Source organism: Duganella phyllosphaerae (genome assembly GCF_001758785.1).
Lineage (GTDB): Bacteria > Pseudomonadota > Gammaproteobacteria > Burkholderiales > Burkholderiaceae_D > Rugamonas > Rugamonas phyllosphaerae.
Map to the genome: position 1 here is coordinate 31,516 of NZ_LROM01000072.1, position 17,965 is coordinate 49,480.

Consider the following 17,965-nt stretch of genomic DNA (forward strand, 5'->3'; position numbering starts at 1 on the left):
CACCCACCCAGGTGGCCCGGACCGTCGCTGCCGCAGCGGCCGGTCCGGGTGCCGCAATCGGAGTTCCCGTGCCTGCCAAGTCCCCGGTCGATGTCGAAGTTCCCTTGTTGGCAGACCAGTTTTTGATTTCCCGTACCGACGCCGCGAGCAAGATCAGTTATGTCAACCGGACATTCCTCGACGTTAGCGGCTTCAGCGAAGCCGAATTACTGGGCGCGACCAACGATCTGTTCCGCCATCCCGACATGCCGGACGCCGTCTTCGCCGATATCTGGAAGACACTCAAGGGTGGTGGGATCTGGTCTGGCATCATGAAACACCGGCGCAAAGGCGGCGGCTTTTTTTGGGTGCAGGCGACCATCTCGCCCATGTTGGCCAATGGCCGCCTGCTCGGCTACACCACCGTGCGCACCCGGCCCGAACCGGCCTTGCTGCACCGGACCGCCGCCTTCTACACGCTCCTGCGCAAGAGCGGTCGTGCGCGCGGCTTGCGCCTGCATGGCGGCGCGCTGCAGCGCACCGGCCTGGCCGGCTGCCTCGACCGCATCGCCCGTCCGACACTGGCCGCGCGCTCGACCATGGTGATGGCCTGTGCCGCAGCCGGGCTGCTTTGCCTGGCGGCGCTGCCCTACTCCGGCGCGGTCGCCGCGTCGCTGGCGGCGCTGCTGTTCGCCGCCCAGTTGGGCGCCGCCTGGCGCCTGCGATGCGCTCTGCAGCACTTGCTTCCGGCGCACGCGCTGTGTCGCAAGCTTAGCGCTGGCGACCTGGGCCTGCCAGTGAAGGCGCCACCGCGTGGCGCCCTCGATGGTCTTGCCGCCAGCCTCAGCATCATGCAACAAAGCCTGCGCGAAGTGGTGCGCCAGGTTGGCGCTGGCAGCGCCTCGGTCGCCGCCGCCGCACGGGCGATCGACGAAGGCAACCGCAGCCTGTCGGGCCAGACCGAACAGCAAGCGGCCGCGTTGCAACAGGCGGCCGCGACGATGGCCGAACTGGCTGACACGGTAAGACAAAACGCCGCCGGCGCCGGCGAGGCGACACGGCTGGCAGGCGCGACCGTGGCGCTGGCCACGCGTGGTAGCGATGCCGTGCAATTGCTGGCTGTCCAGATCGAGCAAATGGCCGCAGGCGCGGCCGGAATCGCCGAATTCATCGATGTGATCGACGGCGTGGCGTTCCAGACCAATGTGCTGGCACTGAACGCGGCGGTGGAAGCGGCCCGGGCCGGCCAGGAGGGGCGCGGCTTCGCCGTGGTGGCGGCGGAAGTGCGCAACCTGGCGCAGCGCAGCGCGGCAGCAGCACAGCAGATCGGCATCCTCATCAAGAGTGAGACGGAGCAGATCGCCGAGGCCAGGCGCCTCGGCGCGCAAGCCACGCTGACCTTGCGCGAAGTGGTGCAGGCCGCGCATGTCGTCTCGGACCTGGGCGGCCAGATCGCCATCGCCTCGGCAGAGCAAAGCGACGGCATCGCCCAGTTGCACCAGGCGGTGGCGAACATAGACGAAGCGACCCAGCGCAATGCCGCCCATGTCGAAGAGCTATCGGCCACCGCGGCCGAGCTGACCGGGCAATCCTGGGCACTGAACAATACGTTGGCGGTGTTTCATTCATAAACCGGGAGGGTCGAACGCATCATGCCGATATGGCGCCCATGACTAGCGCAAGCTGGCCGCGCTGTATGTCAAGCAGACATTGATGTTGCGGAAAAGGAACTTACTCGGCGATGCGCCGACGCAGAACTTGTGGGGGAGTTTAAACAATGAGATGATTCATCATCGAAAGTAAGGCAGACGGGCCAACGCCGGAGCGGCAATCAACGAGTATGTCGAGACCTTGTCGAGGTCAAGCCCCGGCCGTATCCGTGATATTCATGCGGTCAATAATATTTATCTATTTGACCTATACCGCCCCTGCGAATACTATCTTTGAGGACATCTTTGCATCTTACTGAACAACGTTGCAACGCTTTGCAGGCAGACCGACAGGTTTCGCTTACCCGTAGTTTCTTAAAGAAATTTATTCGTCTCGCTCATAAACCAGGTCCGCCATTGTTGGCGGACATGGCATCTTGAGGTGGCGTCAGCGAGGTTCCGTGCATCAGCCAAATCAGCCTTCGGAAATTCAACCAAGCCCATCTACGCTTGCCTCGGTGCCCGTTCATGGGCTGCGTTCCATGCGCGTACACGCAGAAGAAGAGGATGCAGCACCCTTCTCGCAAACACCGTGGCAGATTGCGTACGATTACGGCACCATTTTCTATTGCGCGGCGCACCAGGTAGAAGAACAGCTCGAAGTCAATCACCACATGATGGGGGTTGAGCTGACACCGGGCATCGTGCGCACGCGCTTCAATTCCGCGCGCTGGTCGAGTGACATCGTCTTCTCGGGAGCGCTCTATTTCGTCGGCGCCGGATCCGCGCTCGAAGTCAAGAAGGAACAACCGATCGACTTCGTTCTGGCATCGATCGATCCAAAATATTTCGACCGTTTCATGGAGGAAGCCGGTATCGTCGGCGCGGCGCCAAGATTTGCCTTTAACATGCTTGACACGACGGTGTATGCCCAGGCGCGGCAGCTGCGCCGGATGTTTTTGCAACGCGACCGCGACGTCGGCCTGTTTGCGTCCGAGTTCGTTCACAATGCGGCCGGCCGCATTTTGCAATGCGCCGATACGCGCCGCCGTTCCTGTCGTTATCAGCTCACCCCGCATCAAATCCGCACCGCGCTTGAGTTCATCAACGACAATCTTTCGACCTCGCTGTCGGTCGCAACCCTGGCGCAGGAGGCGACCGGCCTGAGCGGCTTTTACTTCGCTCACGCTTTCACCGCCATGCTCGGCTACTCGCCGCATCAGTACATACTGGACCGGCGCGTGTCGCGGGCGCATCAACTGATCACCAACACCATGTCATCCCTGGCCGAGATATCCTATTGCGTTGGCTTCTCAAGCCAAGCGCATATGACCAGCACATTTTGCAAGCGTTTCGGCGTGACGCCAGGGCGACTTCGGCAATCCTAGCCTGGTTCGATGCCAGGATTACCTTCGCCTCCCCTTACCTTGCGGAGCGGCCTGGCGCAAGCTTGAACACCGAGACAGCCTGTACCAATTGCTCGGCCTGCGCGCGCTGGCTGGCCGAGGCGGCGGCCGTCTCTTCCACCAACGCAGCGTTTTGTTGCGTCATCTGGTCCATTTGGCTGATGGCGCCGCTGACCTGGCGGATGGTATGACTTTGCGTCAGCGTCGCCGCGTTGATCTCCTCGACGATGTCGCCGACGCGTTTGATGGCGTCGACGGTTTCCTGCATGGCGCCGCCCGCCTGCCCCGCCAGCACGGCGCCACGCGCGACCTGTTCCCTATTTTTGGGTAATCATGTTTTTAATTTCCTTGGCCGCCTCGCTGCTACGTCCGGCCAGCGAACGCACTTCCGTCGCCACCACGGCAAAGCCACGCCCCTGCTCGCCGGCGCGCGCCGCCTCCACTGCGGCGTTGAGCGCGAGGATATTGGTCTGGAAGGCAATCCCATCGATGACCCCGATAATATCGCCGATCTGGCGGCTGAAATCCGAGATGCTTTGCATGGTGGTCACCACTTGTCCCACCACATCGCCACCACGAATTGCCACGGAACAGGCGGTCTGCGCCAACTGGTTCGCGCTCCGGGCGTTCTCGGTGTTGTCACCCACCGTTTTACCAAGCTCATCCATTGATGCCGTGGTTTCTTCCAGCGCGCAGGCCTGCTGTTCCGTACGACTGGAGAGATCAAGTGAGCCCTGGGCAATTTCTGCCGAGGCGCTGGCCAGGTTGTCACTGGCACCGCGCACACCCGCGACAATGCCGGCCAAACTGCCATGCATGCGCGCAATGTTAGACATCACGCTGACACGATCGCCTGGCCGCACCGTGATCTGCTCGCCGAGATCGCCAGCCGCGATCTGCGCAGCATAGCGGGCCAAATCGCGCGGTTCGGCGCCCAGTTCCTTGTGCAGCACTCTCAACGAGGTCACCGCCGCCACGACACCGCTGATCAGCGCCAGCAGGAACGCCCCGCCGCTGATGCGCTTCGCCAGCTGATAATTATTCTGCGTCGTGTCACGCAGTTTCAGGTTCTCATCCGACTGGTATTGCACCAATTTTTTAAGCCTGGCCTGCAGCTCCGCCATGGCCGGCTTGGCCCTTGAAATCAACCAGGCGCTAGCCTCGTCGCGCTGGCCTTGATTGATCAGTTCAATAAATCGATCGAAATCCGGGCCGGACCGGGCCTGCGTCCATTCGAGCAATCCCTTTACCTGCCGACTGCCTTCAGGATCGTCGAGGCTCAACACGCGCAACTCCTCGATCTCTTTTTTATAGACCGTATACGCTTGACCGCCCGCCTGCACTGCCGCCTTGACCGCCGCGCTGTCATTGGTGATCATCGTAATCATTGTCGATTCCACGCCGACATGAAGTAAATCCGCCAGGCTCTGTGTCAGATACAGCTTTCTATTGTTTTCGTTCACTACCAAATTCAAATTGGCGTTAGCCTGTTGCAACTGCCATAAAGTCAGCATACCGGCGACTAAAAATAGCGCGACGGTTACCACGAGTCCAGCAACAAGCCGCGTACGGATGGTCAAATGATTGAACATGGATGTTCCAAGATAAAATGACGACAGGATGCCGAAAGCCGGGAAGCGTGCAGTTGCGCTACCCCGGCCGCGGCCACGATCGCATGCAGTTTTCCCGTCTGCTTATCGGTCGAGCTCACACATGATTGGTAGCGCCGCAACGTCACGTTGCGGCGCATGCAATTGCTTCATTGCGCGACGTAAGGCGCCGGCTCAGCGCGGGCGGCGAAACACGAACGCACGCAATACCGGATACAGGACCAGGCAAGCAACCAGGGCGGTGAAGAATTCGACCGGCAAATGGGCCTTGAGCACATAGTGCGCAAGCACCGTTGCGACAATGGTCGTGATCACGCCGGCCCAATTGACGGACTGGACTCCCTGCTTGAGCGCGGCGCTGCGGTCGGCGAAGAAGAAGAAGTCGCAGATAATGATGGCGCTGACACAGGTAGTCAGCACGCCGAGCAGCGTGATCCAGGCATTCACCAGCGCCAGCAGCTCACCGTACAGCATGACCAGGCCGATGATGTTCGCCAGGATGACGAACGTGACGCGCCCCGGACGCCAGCCGACGGTGGCGTCGAAAAAATTCGACAACGACAGCGAGGCGCTATAGGTGTTGAGTACTTGCGCCTTGCCCTGCGCCAGCACCATGAGCAGGCTGCCGATGACGCCACCGAACACGATGAAGGCGGCGGCGATGGAATCGGGGCTCTCGAGCACCATCTTGTGCGCCACGTCGGGGGCCATGCCCTTGGCGACATAGAACTCGACCAGGGCCGGCACGCCGGCGTACATGAACACCCCGCCGATGCCCACCATCACCACGTCCATGGCGATGTTGCCGATCAAGGCGGCGATGCCGATTTGCGACGAGCTTTTTGCATAACGGCCGATGTCGGCATCGACCAACGCCAGGGCGCCGGCCGAACCAATCAGGATGTTGACGGCAAAGATGAATTTACCGAGATCGCTGTCGGCGCCCATCGACTTCAGGACATCGGCGGGAAACTGGGAAGTAAACGACATCAGCGTGCCGACATCGGCCGTCGATTGCTCCATCACCCGCGCTGTCATGTACACCAGGACCAACAAAAAGGCAATCAGCGTGATGGAAGAAACCTTCGACACCAGGGCAAAACCATAAGCGGTCAGCAAAATCCAGCACACGGTGAGGATCCCGTAGATGATCACTTTCATGACCAGCGTGTCCTCCACCCCGAAATAGAAAATCAGGCCCTTGTACAACAGGGCGTTTTCCAGTGCCAGGAATCCGATAATCATGAAAGAGAAGATCAGCGACGCGATGACCGAACCTTGATTGCCGAAGCCGAAATAGCGGGCCATAACCGTGCTCGACAATCCCGTCTTGTACGCCACATGCCCGGTCAACCAGCCCATCAAAGCGCCGACGCAGGTGACGAACAGGCCAGCGAGCATGGCGATCTGAAAGCCGGCAACGAAGGTGATCAAGGCACCGAAAAACAACTGCACCAGGGTGGTGGCGATGCCCGCCGTATTCCAGCTCAAGGTGAGCCAGTTCTGTCGTTCCCCGCTAGGAACGCTCTCCAGAGCATGATCTTCCTTGTTGCTCTGTAATGTCTGCACTGCCATTGTTATCTCCTATTTCGTTATTTTCTTAAACCGATCAGGCCAGGACTCAGGCTTTGAGCGCGCTTAATTCGGTCTCATACACCAAAATCCAGTATGTGATCGAGGGAAATATTAGTCAAATAAATGGCATTTAGAAGCAGGATTAGTCCGACAGATAACTTGTCAATTCGGAGATGGCAGGGGGAACACGGAATCGATATTCCCGTGTCATGCGAGCAAGGCATCTGCAGTACGTGCATTACCCGCGTATTGCACCATTCGGTCACCATCGCCCGCGATTCACAGCACTTGCCTGGGTAACGCGATCGGTTACCAGAATGCCCCCGCGTGCTTCGGCAACTGCCCGAACCGTAACTTGTAATACCCCGCAAACCGCCCCGGATGCCCGAAGCCAAAGGTCAGCGCGAGCTCGGCCACGCTGGTCTCCGGTCGCGCCGCCAGTTGCGCGTGGGCGGCGTCAAGGCGCAGGTTGCGCAGCAATTCCATCGGCGAGACGCCGTGGTGCCGGTTGCACAGGATATTGAGGCTGCGCACACTGGTGCCCGCCGCGTGCGCCAGGTCGGCCAGCGCTACCGGCGCGCACAGCTTGGCGCGCATGTAGCGCTCCAGTGCATCGAGGCGCCTGGCGGCGCTGGCCGCCTGCAGGTGTGGGCCGACCTTTTCGTCAGCGTGGAATACGCAGCCTTGATCGACGCGTGCGAGATCGATTGATGCACCGATGGTTTGCATGAAAGCCTCCATAAAACACGGGTGACGGGCGCCAGCGGTAACCTGCCGGGGACCCGGATGATGCTCGAATCAGCGCCGTTTCCCTGCCTGTGCCGGATCAGTGCGGCAGCCGCAGCTTGGCCAGGCTGATGACGGAGACCGGCTTGACGGGCGCGCGGGCGGTGAAATGACCGAGGCAGTCGACCGGCTTGCCGGTGGCTTCGGCGAGGATCTGCGCGCTGGTATGCTGGCAGTAGCGGCCCTGGCACATGCCCATGCCGGTGCGGCAGGCCAGTTTGACGCTATTGATATCGCCGACATGGGGATTCGCGCTTAAAAACTCGCGCACGGTATCGGCGCCCACTTCTTCGCAGCGGCAAATCAGGGTGTCGCCGCTGGCCAGGCGCGCCAGCGCCACCATGTTGGGCGCGAAGAAACGCAACACCACGTCGCTGAAATGATGGGCGCGGCGCAGCGCCTGCTGCAGCCTGGACAGCGCCGCATCGGCCTGCTGTGGCGCTGGCGTGGCGATAAAGCCCAGTGCGCGCGCGATATCGAGCGCCGCCAGCCGGCCTTCCAGGTGCGCCATTTCGGCGCCGCCGATACCGCCAGGTTCGCCCGCCACCCAAACGCCACGCACACTGCTGCGCATGGCGGCGTCGCGGACTACGACCCAGCCGCCGGCCGCCTCGCGGTAATCGACAGCGCAGCCGGCCTGGCGCGCCAGTTCGGTCGAGGCCAGCAGGCCGTAGCCGATCACCAGCGTATCGGCGGCCAGCGTGCGCTCGCTACCGGGCAGCGCTTTCCAGTCGGCGTCGACCCCGGCCAGGGTGACGCTGTTGACCGCCTCCCCGCCGGCGGCGGACTGGATCAACGTGGAAAAGCGCAGCGGCACCCGGTGGCGCTTCAGATTCCACAGCGCGCGCGCCATCTGCAGCATCAGGCCGACGTGGCCGGGCACGGCGCGCCAGCTGGCCAGCAGTTCGCGCACCCCGGGCCGCGGCCGGGCGATGGCCACTTCCGCCACCTCGGCGCCGGCTTTGAGCAGCAGGTCGGCCACCAGCAGCAGCAGCGGATGCGAGCCAGCCAGCACGAAGCGGCTGCCGGGGCGCAGGAACTGGCTTTTGAGCAAGGTTTGCACACCACCTGCGCTCATCACGCCAGGCAGGGTCCAGCCCGGAAACGCCACCGGCAGGTCGTACGCGCCGGTGGCGATCAGCAAGGCCTTGCCCGCGATCAGTTCGGCCTGTTCGGCGCTGGCAACGCCCAGGCGCAAGCCCTCACGGTCAGTGTCGCGGAACACGCCCCACGCCGTCTGACCATAGCGCCAGTCGATACGCTGGTCGGCGCGCGCCCGCTGCAGCAGGTCAGCGCCGAAGGGATAGGCCGGCGCGGCGGCGGGATGGCTGAAGGTGGCCGGTGGCTGACGGAAAATCTGCCCGCCGGGCGCATACTGTTCGTCGATGACAACCACGCGCAGGCCATGGTCGGCGGCGTCCAGCGCGGCCGACAGGCCGGCCGGGCCGGCGCCAACCACGATCAGGTCGAAGGGCGGGGTCTCTGGCGATTCTGCGGGGCTCATGTCAGACGGTCTCGATATGCATATTGGGGGCGATCAGGGTCATGCAGCTGCGCGTGCCGGGGCGACCGTCGACCGTCACGGCACACTCGAAGCACACGCCCATATTGCACACCGGCGCGCGCGGTGCGCCGCCCTGGGTCGTGCGAAAACGGTGGGTGCCGGCCGCCAGCAGCGCCGTGGCGACGGTCTCGCCGGGGTAGGCCGGCGCTGCCGCGCCATTGATGTAGATGGTGACGGCGGCGGGGCGCATCGGTTCTGCGCCGGCGGCGTGATGGGGCGTGGTGCGGCGCGAATTAAGCAAAGGTCAAACTCCCGAAGCGGTTGGGGTCATAGCGGCTGACATCGAATTCATCGGGCCGGCCCAGCACCTTGTTGGCCAGCACGCGGGCATAGGTCGGGCCGAGGGTGAACGCCGAGCCGCCGGTGGCGATAAAGGCGCCCGGCGCGCGCGGCACCTCGCCGATCAGCGGCAGCTGGTCGGCCACCAGCGCCGTCATGCCGGTCCAGACCCGCAGCACAGGCAGGTGCGCCACGCCCGGCACCACGGCAGCGGCAGCGGCCATGTTGCCGGCCAGGGAAGTCAATAACAGTTCCGGCTTGCGTTCCAGGTCGATAATGCCGTGCTGCTGATGCAGGCGCGCGGGCCAGCCGCCGCCGATCAGCACATTGCCCTCGATTGTCTGCTTCATCGACAGCCGCCGTCCCGCATGTTGCACCAGGTGGCGCACCAAGGGCGCGCTGCGCGCGGTGGCCGTCATGGTCAGGCCAACCGGGCTGACAGGCAGCACCGTGCCTGCCATCTGCGCCACACGGCCGGACCAGGCCCCGGCCGTGATGACGATGGTGGCGGCGCGCTGCACGCTGCCATCGTCCAGCGTTACCGTCCAGCCGTGGCGCGCGCGCGCAATCGCCGCTACGCCCGACTTGGTGCGCAGTTCGGTCCCGAGCCGCACGGCGGCGTTGGCGTAAGCCAGGCTGCAGCGGCGCGGATCAGCCTTGCCTTCGGACGGGCAGAAGGCAGCCGCCAGGATTGACGGCCCCATGTAGGGGGCGCGGTGGCGCACTTCGTCGCCGTCGAGCATGCGTGTTTCCAGGCCGCTTTGCTGTTCCAGCGCCACCTTGCGGGCCAGACGCTGGACCTGCTGCGGCGTTTCGGCCACCATGAAGCCGCCGTGCTGGACCACGCCGACACTGGCGCCCAGCTCCGCTTCGAGGCCCGCCCACGCCTGTTGCGCATGCAGGTGCAATGGCATCGCTTCGGCCGCCTTTTTCGCTGCTTCTTCGCCGTTTTCGATCATCCGGTATTCGAGCTGGAAATGCAGGCTGCCCGCATTCTGGCCGGAAGCCTGCCGGTTGATCTGGTCTTTTTCGACCAGCAGCACGCTGCTGCCGGCCAGGGCCAGGTAGTAGGCGACAGCGCTGCCCAGCAGGCCACCACCGATCACCAGGGTGTCGACAATGCGCCCGTAGGCGGGGGAATCCGGAACGATGGCCGCTGGCATGCTTACGCCGCCTGAGTGGCGATGCCCAGGCTTTCCAGCGTGGCGCGCACCATCTCGACTTCGGCCGCCGACAGCTCCAGCAGCGGACGGCGCACATGGCCGGCCGGCACACCGCGCAGGCGCAGCGCCGTCTTGAGGATGGCCTGGGCGCTGCCGTAATTGCCGGCGAAATCCTTGTTGAACCAGGCCTTCATGATGACGCGGTCGCGCGCGCCCAGCGCCACGGCACCGGCCTTGTCGCCTTGCTCGATCAGGCGCCAGAAGTCCGGATGGTCCGAGCCCAGCACGCCGCCGGCGCCCATCAGGCCGTCGCCACGCCCCAGCGCCACCAGGTCGGCGCCCAATTCCGAGGTCGGCACGTTAAAGTAGCGCACCTTGTCACTCAAGGCATACAGGCCGTCGAGGAAACCGGCGAAGTTCGGTGTCGAGTTCTTGATGGCCACCACGTGGTCGATATCGGCCAACTCGTTGAGAAGGTCGGTGTCCAGGTCTATCACGCAGCCGCGCGGCCAGTTGTAGATGCAGATGGGAATATCGGTGGCGTCCGACACGTCCTGGTAGAACTGCAGCAACTCGCGGCGGCTCGGCACGATATATGGCGGCGGCGTGAGCAGGATGCCGTCCAGTCCCGCTTTTTCGGCCGCGCGCGCGTGGCGTATGGCTTCCAGCGCCGTATAGGCATTGCAGCCGCCCAGCACCGTGATGCGCTTGTCGATCGCGCGGCCGCCTTCGAGAAACAGCTGTGCGCGTTCGGACTCGCTCAAGCTGAACCATTCGCCCGACGTGCCGGCCAGGACCACGCCGTGCATACGCTGCTCGATATACCATTCCAGCTGCTTGGGCAGGTCATCCCAGGCCATCTCGCCGTCGCGCGTAAAAGGGGTGGTGATGGCCGGAATATAGCCGGTCCAGTTGATATCGTTACGGTTCATGGCATTCACTCACAGTTAAAAAGCGGATCAGAAAAGGCAGGGGCGCGGAACGGGGTGTTTACGGCACCGGCGGCGTGACCGACACGATCACTTCGGCATCGCTGTCGCCCTGGTTGGTATAGCGGTGCGGCTGCTGGGCGTCGAAGGTGATGCTTTCACCGGCATTGACCGCGTAGGTGGTGCCGCCGATTTCGGCCGTCAGCGTGCCGCTGATCACATACACGCATTCGAGCGAGGGGTGGCGCAGCGGGTCCTCCGCCGAAAACTGTCCCGGCGCGAAAACGGCGCGCAGCACTTCCATCTGGCCATTGCCGCGCGTCAGGCGCTCATAACTGACACCGCCTTTCGGTCCCATCAAGGTCAGGCGTTCGCCCGGTCGGCTCAGCCAGACCGACGGCGCCTGCGGGTCGGCAAACAGGGCCGACATGGATTCGCCGAACACCGCGCTCAGACTGCGCAGTGTGGTAAGGCTCGGTTCGGTTACGTCCCGCTCCACCTGGCTCAGCAAGGTGGGTGAAACGCTGGCGATCTCCGCCAGCTTGCGCAAGGACAGACCGCGCGCCACGCGCAAATCATGCAGTCGTTTACCAATCACTAGAACTCCTCATCAGGTACAGGGTGCCGCAGACATTGTGGCCGCACCACCCAGGCATTTGTGCATTTACGCTGCACTGTTTTGGATTATTTCATCTGCCAATCGGCTTGTCAATTATTTGATGAAAAGCATTTTTTGTCCTATTCATGCCACTTTAGGCCGTATTTTGCCGCCTTGATTTAAATAACTTGACTTGATTCAATGCTTAAAATAACTTTTGTATGTGCAGTTATGCTGCACAAAAAAAATAAACCCCAAACGAAAGAGGTTATTGCAATGAGACATGTTCCGCCACTCAGCCCACCCACCAGGGTCGTTCGCCGGCGCCATTTATGGCTGCTGTGCTTGCCTTTCGCCTGGCAGCTCGGGTTCGCGCCGCTGGCCAATGAGGTGGCATTCAAGCCGCTGGGACTGCCCTTCCCACTGGTCTGGCAAATGGCAGGCGTGCTGTTATCCACGCTGGTGTTTGCGCTGGTGTTCGAACTGGACCGCCGCGCCGGACTGGAAGAGGAAGAGCGCGCCTTCATGGCAGCGATCGACACCACTGAAGGGCAAATGCAGGCGCAACTGGAAGCGGCTGCACCATGAAAATCACCATTGCCCTGTTATTGCTGTTGGTGACCGTGGTTGGCGCAATCGGCTTTGGCCGCGCCAAGGCGAAGAAAAACAAGACCGTGGCCGACTGGGCCATCGGCGGGCGCGGCATGGGTACCTTGCTGTTCTGGTTCATGAACGCCGGCGAAATCTATACCACCTTTGCGGTGTTCGGCATCGCCGGTTACGCCTGGGCGCTCGGTGCGCCGGCCTACCTGGCGTTCTGCTCGGTGTCGCTGTCGTATGCGATCGGTTATGTGCTGATGCCGAAAATATGGCGGGCGGGACGCTCCGCCGGCCTGGTGACGCAGGCCGATTTTTTCGCCGCCCGCTATGACGCGCCCTGGCTGGGCGTGGTGACGGGCCTGATCGGCATCGGCGCGCTGATCGTGTACGTACAGATCCAGCTGGTGAGCCTGGGGCTGGTGGTGTCGCTGACGTTTGGCGACAGCATCTCGCCGCTGACGGCGCATATCCTGGCTGGCCTGCTGATGGTAGCTTTCGTGTTGTTTGCCGGGCTGCGTTCGGCGGCATTCGCAGCGGCCGTCAAGGATGTGCTGATGGTGGTGCTGGTGGTAATCCTTGCATCGACGGTCGCTTCCAAGGTGGGCGCCAGTTCGCTGCTCGACATCTTCGGCATGGCTGAAGCCATGCATCCCGGCATCGGCAAACTGCCCGGTATGGACCTCGGCGCACCGACGACTAGCGTCTGGCTGATCACCTCAGCCCTCAATATCGCGCTGGGCAACTGGGTGTTTCCGCACCTGTTCCAGATTTCGTATTCTGCTCACAGCCCGACCGCGATCCGCCGCAACGCCATCTGGCAGCCCGTGTATTCGCTCGCTTTCTTCTTCATTATCGTGCTGGGCGTAGCGGCACTGGTGGCCGGTACCCAGCCGCCCGAGGGCAATATGAATGCGGCCCTGCTGCAGTTCGTGTCGAACAAATATCCGGACTGGGTCATTGGACTGCTGGCGGGCACCGGTTTCCTGCTGGCGCTGGCGCCAGGGTCGGTGCTGCTGCTGACCGCCGGCTCGATTTTTACCCGCAACGTGGTCACGCCCCTGGTGCCGAACCTCAGTGAGCGCGATGGCTTGCTGCTCTCGCGGGTGGCGCTGGCGGTCTTTGCCGTGATCGCGGTGGCCGTCTCGCTGCTGCAGAAAGGTTCGCTGATGTCGATACTGTTGAGTGCATATTCGGCCATCGGCATGCTGGCGCCGGGGGTGTTCCTGGCCTTTATGTGGCGCCGCGCCAGCGCCGCCGGTGTCGTTTGCGGCATCGTGGCCGGCTTCATCGCGCTACTGGCGCCGTTCGCCAAGGGCTACTGGTCCGCCACGCTGCCCGAATGGGAGCCTGGTCTGCTGGCCATGGCGATCAATGCCGTCGTGATGGTCGGCGTGAGCCTGATCACGCAAGCACCGGGCCAGGCCGCGCTCAGGCTGGGCCCAAAGGCTGCCCAGCCCTGACCCCGCTGAGGCGCAGTGCGCCTCAGAATTCCCCTCGCATCATACCTCGTCACCATGGACGCGCAAGCGTCAGGAGAAGTCACGCCATGAACCAGCCATTAATCAGCTTTCGCCGCATCGACCACGCTTCCTGGACCGTCGCCGAACTCGAACCCGTTATCGCTTTCTACAACCGTGTATTCGGCGTCACCGCCGTGTATGCGATGGGCCCGCTGGACGCGGCCGATATGGGGCGTGACGAACAGGGCCGAGACTGGACCGATACGCACCTGGGCATACCCGGTGCGCGCATCCGCCTGGCGATGTTGCAGTTCCCCGACGGTTTCAAGCTCGAGTTGTTCGAATACCAGAAGCCATTGGGCAGCAGCACCGCGCCACTGCCCGGCAATCATATCGGCAGCCATCACCTGGGCATCGAAGTGGACGACCTGGAACAGGCGGCCGGCGTGCTGCTCGACAACGGCTGCACGGTTCTGGAGCGTATCGAACTTGACAGCGGTCCGACGGCTGGCTCGTCCTTCCGCTACTTCCGCGACCCGTGGAGCAATATTTTCGAGCTGTGCCGGCACACCCCATCGAGCTTGTAATCGTTTGTCTTTACCCCCCCTCTTTTCAGGAGCTACGCCATGACCCGCCGTGTGATCAACCCCGCCACCATGTACACCACCACCCCGTTCGCCTTTTCACACGCCGTCGAACAGCAGCCGGGCCGCACGCTGCACCTGTCGGGCCAGGTGGCGTGGGACAGCCAGTATGCCGTGGTCGGCGGCGACGATGTCGTCGCCCAGGCGCGCCAGGCGCTGGCCAATCTGAAACAAGTGCTGGCTGCGGCTGGCGCCACGCCGGCCGACGTGGTGCGCATGCGTACCTATATCGTCAATCACACGCCTGAAAAACTGGCGCCGATCTGCGCCGAGATCGCCGCCTTCTACGGCGATGCAGAGCCGGCCGCCAATACCGTCGTCGGCGTCGCTGCGCTGGCACTGCCCGATTTCCTGATCGAGATCGAAGTTACCGCCGCGCTGGCCTGAGCCGCGCACCCTTCCCTGTTTTTCACTGATGGAGTCAACATGATGGTCAACGTAAAAAAACTGCCTCGCGGCCAACTTGCTCGCGCTACCTCGCTGATGGTGGGCGCCCTGTGCGCCGGCTCGGCATGGGCGCAGGTGGCGCCACAAGAAGATCCGGCCAAGGGTGCCGGCACGATGCCGGTCACCAGCATCGACGCGCCGGCGGCACAGACTGCGGTCCGGTCGCCTGCGCAGGATGGCATACTGGCCTCGCTGGCAGATCGCGGCGTGTATTTCAACCTTTTGTATAGCCAGGAGGTCGCCGGCAATCCGTCGGGCGGCATCAAGCAGGGTATCACCACCTCGCAGTACCTCGCGGGAGGCGCCGATATCGACCTCGATAAGATGATGGGCTGGAGCGGTGGCAAGCTGTCTGTCAGCCTGATCGGTATCAAGAGCAAGGGCTTGACGGAGAGTTATATCGGCGGCGGTACGTCGGCGCAGGAAAACTATGCGCCATTTACCTTTCTGCGGTTCCTGGAACTGCTCTACGAGCAGAACTTCTCGCTCAGGAACAAGAACGACCTGAGCTTCCTGGTTGGGCGCTTGGGTGCCTTCAACACTTTTGCCAGGTCGCCGTTCGCGGGCCTGTTCCAGAACCATGCGCACAGCGGCGCACTGTACGGTTTCAGTCAATCGTCCGGCACGGCGCTGGCGCCATTGGCAACCTGGGGTGGCCGCGTGACCTGGAAACCGACTGCCCAGACCTATGTGCATGCGGGCTCGTTCGCCATCGATCCAGCCATGGGCGATCCGAACACCCACCTGTGGGACATCGGCTCGAGCCACATCACGGGCCAGAACTACATGCTGGAAACCGGATATGAAACGGACTTTTCCACCGATGCCATGCCGCGCCATATCCGCCTGGGTGGCTGGTATCTCGACTCGCCGCGCAACGACGTCTATCTCAATACCCAGGGCCAGTCTTATGCCCAGTTCGGCGGCACGCGTCTGACGCACCGGCACGACAACGGCGTGTACGTGATGGGCGACCAAGTCATTTCGCGCCCGAACCTGGACTCGAAGCGCAACCTGGCCGTGTTCGGTAGTTTCCTGTATAACCGCGGCGACTTCGAACCGCTGCAATATACGGCCAAGATCGGCCTGGTCAAGACCGGCACTTTTGCCGAGCGCGACAACGACAGCCTCGGCATTGTCGTCAGCGACCTGAAGTTTTCGAACAAGGAAGTCAAGTTCCTGTCCGAGAGTCGGGCCAAGGGCGGTGGCACCGGTACCGTGCCTAAACATGGCTATGTGTTCGAGGCGGCCTACAATTATGCACTGGCACCCGGCATCACGGTCGCGCCCAACCTGCAGTACCTGGTCAATCCTGACTCACGCATCACGCCCAGCCATCCGCGGGACATCCCGGACACCTTGGTGTTGGGCGTGCGCTTAACGGCCGACCTCGGCATCCTCTTCAAGCTGCCAACCGCGCAGTAGCGCGAAAGTTGCCCGACTTGCGCGAGCAGGTCCTGGGCACACTGCGTGAGCTGGCAGATCCTGATGCACCTCCTACGTAACGGATGCGTAAATCATGCGTAAAACGTAGCAGAAAACAGTGGTTTTCAAGGGCCATACGTTGGCTATGGCGTTTTATGATGTGCTATGGATCGATTTTTGCGCATCGAGCACGAGCTGGGTGCTGACCGCCAGGCCCGGCGACTCGATTATTTCAATGTCAGCACGACTTTGACGCTGGCATCGACCACGCTTTTATCGACATACCCGACGATGTTCGGATTAGCCGCCACCAGCGCTTTGATGGCCGCGCTGTCGCCAGCCTCCTTGGGGGGCTGCCCCTTGCCGGTGAAGATCTGCTTGGACCAGTACGCCTTCATTTGGGCGCTGGTCTTGCCCGACACCTTGCTGTAGAACTGTTCGCGCAGCGCTGTTCCGTCGGCCTGGTCGACCGGCACGGCCTGTACACCGCCCGGCAAGGTGTTGTTCTTGCCCAGGAAGGCATCGGACGCCTGTTCCTCGGTCAGCGCGGTGGCAGCGCTTTTCGCCGAGACGATGACAACAATTTCAGCCAGCGCCGGCAACGCGACGAACATCGTGCTCGATACGATCGCGGCGATGCAAATTTTTTTAAGTTCGGACATGGTTCCCCCTTTAGAAAACGAAATCGACCGCAAGACTGACCAGTCGCACATTGCTGCCGCTCAATCCAGGCCGCACGTTGATGAAGTAACCGTTGCTGTCGCTGTCCGGCTTGATCTGGTCAACCTGCATCTTGACAGCGATATTTTTCATCGCGTCCCAGCGCAAGCCGAGCGAAGTCGTGCGCTGGTCGAACGTGCTCAGCCCGCGAACATTGGCTGTCCAGCTTTTCGCATGAATGAGGTAAGGCGTAAAATTGCCGATGCGATAGCCACCGATCACATACGCTCCCCAGCCCGACGGCGTAATACCGGGCAGCTTGACACCGGTGTATTCCGCCTGGACGAACCACGCTCCGGGGTCATAACCGACGCCGACGGCCGTCGAACTTTGCGGCACGTTCAACACGGTGCCGCCGCCAAAATCGAAGCTGATGTTCGATTGCATATAGCTGAACCGGCCCGTCCATGCGCCGGACTCGATCAGGTTGGCGAAACCGCGCGCCTACCGGATATGGTTGGTGTTGAGTTCCTTACCGGCGCCGTCGACGACACTGAGATCGGATACGCCGGTAAATACTTGCAGCGTGTTGGTGACGCCACCGAAGCGCATGCGATAGGAGATATCGACGCCGTCCAGATTGGTCATGGGGGTGTCGTTGTACGCCTCGACCGGCGGACGCAGCCAGGTATTGGCATAGCCAACCAGCCGCGTGTCGGATGCCATGAACATGGCCAGCGCCGTGCGGCCGACGCGCACTTTGAAGTCCGGCGTGATCGCGTATTGCACGTTAGCCCATTCCAGGCGCGGCGTGAAGGTGTTGTCGCTGCGGGACATCGACACCACCTGCACCACGGCCGACCACTGGTCGTTGAACCGCGCACTGAGCTGGGCGCCAGCCTTGGTGTCGGTATTGATATCCCAGCTGCGCGAGACGCCGGCGCCGGACGGTTGATACAAGGTGCTGACGAAATCTCCCCGGTCCGAGTTCGAGTGCACCGCGCCGATGGTGCCAAAGCCACTGAACGAGAACATATCGCCTGCCTCCTGCGCCTGCGCCGCCCCGGCCGCCAACATGAGCGCCAAGGGTAAGCTTTTGAGGCGCGCCGCGCCCTGAGTGGACTTTCTGATGGATGCAGAATTCATTTTTTCTCCGTTAATTATTATTGGTTTGATTAGAAGGCGGCGAGC

General features: G+C 62.3%; 20 protein-coding genes. 8 read left to right on the forward strand and 12 right to left on the reverse strand.

The genetic code is table 11. From position 1 onward, the window contains the following. Positions 1-68 precede the first annotated feature (68 nt). A complete protein-coding gene (locus DUPY_RS09235) occupies positions 69-1,610 on the forward strand; it encodes a methyl-accepting chemotaxis protein (RefSeq protein ID WP_070247536.1) in 1,542 nt (513 codons plus the stop codon). A gap of 560 nt (positions 1,611-2,170) precedes the next feature. After that, positions 2,171-3,016, forward strand: coding sequence for a helix-turn-helix transcriptional regulator (locus DUPY_RS09240; RefSeq protein ID WP_070247537.1), 846 nt, complete (start codon positions 2,171-2,173; stop codon positions 3,014-3,016). A gap of 34 nt (positions 3,017-3,050) precedes the next feature. On the opposite strand, the gene DUPY_RS29055 is transcribed toward DUPY_RS09240, so the two are convergent. The 3 genes from DUPY_RS29055 to DUPY_RS09255 form a co-directional block, all read right to left on the reverse strand. Further along, the gene (locus DUPY_RS29055) at positions 3,051-3,302 is read right to left on the reverse strand and encodes a hypothetical protein (RefSeq protein ID WP_267875808.1); all 252 of its coding nucleotides are present in this window, start codon (positions 3,300-3,302) and stop codon (positions 3,051-3,053) included. 49 nt (positions 3,303-3,351) lie between these two features. Next, the gene (locus DUPY_RS28360; RefSeq protein ID WP_084640632.1) at positions 3,352-4,626 is read right to left on the reverse strand and encodes a methyl-accepting chemotaxis protein; all 1,275 of its coding nucleotides are present in this window, start codon (positions 4,624-4,626) and stop codon (positions 3,352-3,354) included. A gap of 192 nt (positions 4,627-4,818) precedes the next feature. Then, positions 4,819-6,219 carry a purine-cytosine permease family protein gene (locus tag DUPY_RS09255; protein WP_070247540.1) on the reverse strand — a complete coding sequence of 467 codons (1,401 nt, stop codon included), beginning with the start codon at positions 6,217-6,219 and terminating at the stop codon, positions 4,819-4,821. A 123-nt stretch (positions 6,220-6,342) separates the two neighbouring features. Between DUPY_RS09255 and DUPY_RS29230 the strand changes: the two genes are divergently transcribed. After that, positions 6,343-6,519 (forward strand): 2Fe-2S iron-sulfur cluster binding domain-containing protein, encoded by a 177-nt coding sequence (locus DUPY_RS29230; RefSeq protein ID WP_084640633.1) that lies wholly within the window; start codon positions 6,343-6,345, stop codon positions 6,517-6,519. A 9-nt stretch (positions 6,520-6,528) separates the two neighbouring features. Here DUPY_RS29230 and DUPY_RS09260 read toward each other — a convergent pair whose 3' ends face one another. From DUPY_RS09260 to DUPY_RS09285, 6 genes are all read right to left on the reverse strand, one after another. Then, positions 6,529-6,948, reverse strand: coding sequence for a helix-turn-helix domain-containing protein (locus tag DUPY_RS09260; RefSeq protein ID WP_229255304.1), 420 nt, complete (start codon positions 6,946-6,948; stop codon positions 6,529-6,531). A 97-nt stretch (positions 6,949-7,045) separates the two neighbouring features. Continuing rightward, positions 7,046-8,509: an FAD-dependent oxidoreductase gene (locus DUPY_RS09265; RefSeq protein ID WP_070247542.1), complete on the reverse strand. Its 1,464-nt coding sequence runs from the start codon at positions 8,507-8,509 to the stop codon at positions 7,046-7,048. Position 8,510: 1 nt separating this feature from the next. Continuing rightward, complete coding sequence (locus tag DUPY_RS09270) at positions 8,511-8,810, reverse strand: (2Fe-2S)-binding protein (RefSeq protein WP_371851769.1); 300 nt, start codon at positions 8,808-8,810, stop codon at positions 8,511-8,513. Next, complete coding sequence (locus DUPY_RS09275; RefSeq protein ID WP_070247544.1) at positions 8,803-10,011, reverse strand: NAD(P)/FAD-dependent oxidoreductase; 1,209 nt, start codon at positions 10,009-10,011, stop codon at positions 8,803-8,805. The genes DUPY_RS09270 and DUPY_RS09275 overlap by 8 nt, the downstream gene beginning before the upstream one ends. 2 nt (positions 10,012-10,013) lie before the next feature. Further along, positions 10,014-10,943, reverse strand: coding sequence for a dihydrodipicolinate synthase family protein (locus DUPY_RS09280; RefSeq protein ID WP_070247545.1), 930 nt, complete (start codon positions 10,941-10,943; stop codon positions 10,014-10,016). A 58-nt stretch (positions 10,944-11,001) separates the two neighbouring features. Next, the gene (locus DUPY_RS09285) at positions 11,002-11,538 is read right to left on the reverse strand and encodes a helix-turn-helix domain-containing protein (protein ID WP_070247546.1); all 537 of its coding nucleotides are present in this window, start codon (positions 11,536-11,538) and stop codon (positions 11,002-11,004) included. Positions 11,539-11,883: 345 nt separating this feature from the next. Here DUPY_RS09285 and DUPY_RS09290 point away from each other — a divergent pair, with 345 nt between their 5' ends. From DUPY_RS09290 to DUPY_RS09310, 5 genes are all read left to right on the forward strand, one after another. Next, the gene (locus tag DUPY_RS09290; RefSeq protein WP_229255305.1) at positions 11,884-12,126 is read left to right on the forward strand and encodes a DUF3311 domain-containing protein; all 243 of its coding nucleotides are present in this window, start codon (positions 11,884-11,886) and stop codon (positions 12,124-12,126) included. Then, the gene (locus DUPY_RS09295; protein ID WP_070247547.1) at positions 12,123-13,598 is read left to right on the forward strand and encodes a sodium:solute symporter family protein; all 1,476 of its coding nucleotides are present in this window, start codon (positions 12,123-12,125) and stop codon (positions 13,596-13,598) included. The genes DUPY_RS09290 and DUPY_RS09295 overlap by 4 nt, the downstream gene beginning before the upstream one ends. 86 nt (positions 13,599-13,684) lie before the next feature. Further along, the gene (locus tag DUPY_RS09300; protein WP_070247548.1) at positions 13,685-14,185 is read left to right on the forward strand and encodes a VOC family protein; all 501 of its coding nucleotides are present in this window, start codon (positions 13,685-13,687) and stop codon (positions 14,183-14,185) included. A 39-nt stretch (positions 14,186-14,224) separates the two neighbouring features. Then, positions 14,225-14,629: a RidA family protein gene (locus DUPY_RS09305; protein WP_070247549.1), complete on the forward strand. Its 405-nt coding sequence runs from the start codon at positions 14,225-14,227 to the stop codon at positions 14,627-14,629. Positions 14,630-14,668: 39 nt separating this feature from the next. Then, positions 14,669-16,114, forward strand: a complete 1,446-nt coding sequence (locus DUPY_RS09310; RefSeq protein WP_070247550.1) for a carbohydrate porin — start codon at positions 14,669-14,671, stop codon at positions 16,112-16,114. 227 nt (positions 16,115-16,341) lie between these two features. On the opposite strand, the gene DUPY_RS09315 is transcribed toward DUPY_RS09310, so the two are convergent. From DUPY_RS09315 to DUPY_RS27520, 3 genes are read right to left on the reverse strand one after another with little or no spacing between them, the layout of a single operon-like run. After that, entirely contained in the window at positions 16,342-16,776 is a 435-nt protein-coding gene (locus tag DUPY_RS09315; RefSeq protein WP_070247551.1) for a type 2 periplasmic-binding domain-containing protein, read from the reverse strand. Between the two features lie 10 nt (positions 16,777-16,786). Next, the gene (locus DUPY_RS27515) at positions 16,787-17,221 is read right to left on the reverse strand and encodes a hypothetical protein (protein WP_084640634.1); all 435 of its coding nucleotides are present in this window, start codon (positions 17,219-17,221) and stop codon (positions 16,787-16,789) included. A 57-nt stretch (positions 17,222-17,278) separates the two neighbouring features. Beyond that, a complete protein-coding gene (locus DUPY_RS27520) occupies positions 17,279-17,860 on the reverse strand; it encodes a hypothetical protein (RefSeq protein ID WP_141749485.1) in 582 nt (193 codons plus the stop codon). Positions 17,861-17,965: the final 105 nt, after the last annotated feature.